This is a genomic window from Kribbella sp. NPDC056345, from assembly GCF_042262745.1.
Taxonomy (GTDB): Bacteria; Actinomycetota; Actinomycetes; order Propionibacteriales; family Kribbellaceae; genus Kribbella.
In genome coordinates this window covers 1-3,680 of record NZ_JBHJQQ010000036.1, presented here as the reverse complement: position 1 = coordinate 3,680, position 3,680 = coordinate 1, and the positions used below count along the sequence as shown (strand labels likewise).

Annotated in this window: 4 protein-coding genes; all 4 read right to left on the bottom strand. The window is 69.2% G+C overall.

Annotated elements, in window-relative coordinates; genetic code table 11:
* A partial coding sequence (locus tag ACFCV3_RS42610; RefSeq protein WP_376041168.1) for a hypothetical protein occupies positions 1-2,251 on the bottom strand: 2,251 nt, incomplete at its 3' end.
* Between the two features lie 77 nt (positions 2,252-2,328).
* Complete coding sequence (locus tag ACFCV3_RS42605; RefSeq protein WP_375852327.1) at positions 2,329-2,886, bottom strand: hypothetical protein; 558 nt, start codon at positions 2,884-2,886, stop codon at positions 2,329-2,331.
* An 11-nt stretch (positions 2,887-2,897) separates the two neighbouring features.
* Positions 2,898-3,410: a hypothetical protein gene (locus ACFCV3_RS42600; RefSeq protein WP_375852328.1), complete on the bottom strand. Its 513-nt coding sequence runs from the start codon at positions 3,408-3,410 to the stop codon at positions 2,898-2,900.
* Between the two features lie 7 nt (positions 3,411-3,417).
* Positions 3,418-3,680: acyl-CoA dehydrogenase family protein (locus ACFCV3_RS42595; RefSeq protein WP_376041165.1), on the bottom strand; the 263-nt coding region annotated here is incomplete at its 5' end.

Below are 3,680 nucleotides of genomic sequence, written 5' to 3'. Positions count from 1 at the left end.
TCTCGGTGGCGAACACCGACCTGGCCACCGAGGCCGAGCAGGACGCCGCCCTGGACGCCGCGGTGAGCGCCTTGACCGTGACCTTCTTCGAGTCGGGCGCCTTCTTCATCGCCGCCACGACACCGTTGAGGCTTGTGATCGCGCCCTCGGTGCGCATCTCCAGGCGCATCTTCGGCGACGGCATCTTCAGCAGCGTGCCCGCGAGCCGCTCGGCTTCCTTCCGGTTGCCGGTGATCGCAAACGCGTTGTCGACGAGGGTCTTGCGGCCCTTGTCGTAGATCCGGGTGACCTCTGTCCACGAGGCGCCGTTCTCGCGGGCCTTGGCCGCGGCGTCCTCGGTCGCCGCCGCCATCTGCGACAGGGCGTCCCGGTTTGCGCGGCCCTTGTCCGTGCCGACGTCGAGGGTCTTGCCGTTGGCCTTCAGCGACTTGGTGACGTTGTCGATCGCCGCTTCGAACTTCGTCTCGGCGTCGAACGCGTTCCGGGACGTCTCCGACAGCGCCTGGATCGACTGGCGCAGCCCGTCCGCACTCATCTTCTGCGCGTTCAGCTTCTGCTGCACGGCCTGCGCCTGCGCGCCGAACAGGCCCATGCTGTCGGCGGCGAGCTGCTGCTCGAACTTGGCGTCAGCCAGAGCCTGCTTGTAGGCGTCCAGCCGCGAGGTGAACTCACGGGTGTCCCGGCCGCCCTTGCCGTAGGCGTCGCTCATCCGCTTCAGCGCGGCCTCGGCCAAGCTGGCGTTGCCGCCCTTGACGAGGTTGGCGAGCGCCTGGTCGATACCGTCCAGGTCCTCCTTGGCCACCTTCATGGAGTTGCTGTCCGCCATGCCCAGAGTGAAGATCCGGTTCATGACGTCGTTGAACGAGTCCATGCCGCCGCTGTGGCCAGCGACACGCTCGACAGCGGAGGCCAGGCCCTCCATGTCCTTGCCCATCACCCGCGCGGCCTCGCCCGTGACCCGCCCGGTGCGGCCCAGCGTGCCCAGCGACGTGGTCAGCTTGTCGACGTCCGGAGGCACCGACTTGCCCCGCTGCTGCAGCTCGGCGAGCGCGACCAGCAGCAGACCGATACCCGTGCCAGCCAGCGCCACCTTCGCGCTGCGGGACAGGGCGCCGATCGCCGCGCCGACCGCGCGCAGCCGCCCAGGCGTGCCCGCGGCCGCGTTCCCCATCGCGATGAGCTGCGTCATGAACGCAGCCACGGCCGTGCGCGCCGCGGCCAGACCGAACGCGGCCGCCTTAGTCACCTTCATCGCGAACGCCAGCTGCAGGAGGGCGGCGATGGTGCCAGGCGGGACCGCCGAGACGAGCTTGGCGAGGACGTTGATGACCTGCAGCATGCCCACGCCGACGTCGCTGCCCGCCCGCAGCACGTTCATCAGCGTGGTGCCAATGTTGCGCAGGACGCTGGAGACCAACGGCCCCTGGGCTCTGGCGTAGTCCATGAACTCTGCCAGGTTGCTGCCGACCTTGCCGTCGCTGGTGCGCAGCAGGTGCACCAATCCGTCGTTCAGGTTGCGCAACGTGCGCTGTGTGAACGTGGTGAACTTGTCGTTGAGGCGGTCGAAGCCAGGAGAGGCCATCGAGCCGCCGATGATCGTCAGGAAGCGGTCGGTCTCCGACGAGGCGGCACGGACTAGGCCGGACGTCTTCGGCAACAGGGCGTTGGCGATGCCGATGCTCTTGATGACTGGGGCCATCGTGTCGCCGGCCAGCTCGTCGGACCAGTCCGCGAACTCGTCCTTGAGCACGCTGAACGCGGCCGCCGCCTGACGTGTGGCGGGCGGCAGTTCGGCCACGGTCTTGGCGTAGGCAGCCTGCGCCTGCGCTGCTTCCGCCGAGGTGGCGCCACTCTTGGCGACCGCGTCCTGCCACTTCGTCTCCGCCTCAGCCGCGTCGCCCAGAGCAGAGATTTGCGGGACCAGGGCGGCACCCATCGCTGCGATCGCGACGGCGACCGTGCCCGCCCCGGCTGCGATCGGCGCCAGCGTTGCGGCGACCGGGATCGCGGCCGGAGCCAGCAGCAGCGCGGCGCCCGCCAGCTTCTCCAGCGCCTTCCCGCCGGCCTCGCTGTCCTGCTGCATCTGGGACAGGCGTCGGGACGTGTTACTGGTGAAGCGGCTCATTGCGACATTGCCGCGAGTGGTCGCATCGTCGATGCGCCGGTGAAGCCGCTGCGCGCGGTCCCCAATCCGGTCGAAGACGTGGCTCAACCGGTCCTGGCCGGTGAGGAGGAAGTTCATCGACGGCACGGCTCAACCACCTTCCGCCTGGAGGGCTGCCTGGTGCTGGTCGATCCAGGCGGTCAGGTTGTAGAAGTCGTCGATGGTCAGCTCGTCGACGGCTGCAGGGGGGATGTGGAGGACGTGGGCGAAGAGTCCGAGGTAGAGGCCTCGGGCTCGTTCGATGTCGGGCTCGGGCTCGTAGCCTCGCCCGGTGTCTCCTCCGGCAGCGGCTCGTCGGCCGCCGCTTTTGGGCTGGTGGCCCGGGCGTCGATCAGGGCGCGCGCGTGCTCAGGATCGGCGGCCACACTCGGCAGCCGCTCGAGGAGGATGCCGGCCACCGTCTCCGGGGTCAGCTCGCTGTCGTCCTGCGTGGTCGCGAACGCGTTGTCGACGTAGGCCTCGACTTCCCGCCGGTCCATGCGGGAGACCATCTCGTCCACGCCCGGGTCGAACTCCCCGAACCGCAGGCTGGGCTGGGAGCGCTTCTTGATGACCCAGACGATGCCGCGCATCGCGTCCAGGTCGTCGCTCTCCAACCCCTCCTTGATCTCCTGCCACTTCATGTCGACGGTGCGCTGCACGATCGCGGCCTCGGACACGCGCAGGCTGGACGCGTCGTACTGCTCGGGCTCGCCGCCCGCAGGGGTGTAGACAACGATCACGGGTGTTGCTCCTATTCGAGGTGCCGGCGCACGTCATCGACGACGCGGCCGACTTCACGGGTGATGCGGTCGTGGTGAGAGCGCACGGTCCGGTCCCACCACAGAGGCGTGGCGTTCTGCTGCGCCCACCGGCGCTTGTTGCCGAACACGGGGTGCCGGAGGCGGCCTTCGTTGAGCCGGTTCACGACGCCCATGGGGATGTCTGGCGGCAGGAGTCCCTTGTCGAGCCAGACGCGGGCGCCCGGATTGCCGGTGTTGCGGACCGAGATGCGGATGGCTGCGGCGATCGACCGGCGCAGGGGGCGCGTGGTCGGCGACCGCCCGCCACGCTTGCCGAACCCCCGGCCCTGCGAGCGGATGTCCAGGCGGCGGATGGCGTCCTGCAGGTCGTCGCGCAGGGGTTCCGCCGCCCGCCGGATGCGCCGGTGGAAGCTGGAGCGGATGTTCTCGTGACCGGCCCGGCGCAGCCGCGCCGACAACTCCAGCAGCTGGCCGGTACCGATCACGCGAATGTTCTGAACCACGCCGGGCTCACAGAGTCGCTTCGGTCGAGATGATCTCGATCTTCGGCTGGTTCGTGCCGTCGTACAGGCCGGTGAAGTTGAACGTCGGCTTGACGACGCCGAAGCCATCCACGGTGGGCGGGCCCTCGTCCAGGCGGACGGCCGGGAGCGTGACCCGGAACGTGTCGGCGTAGGTCGTCTCGATCAGGGCGCCGGTGGCGCCGTGGATCTGGACGGCGCGTTGGGTGATTTCCACGGCTAGTTCGGTGGCGTAGACCTTGAGCATGCCGA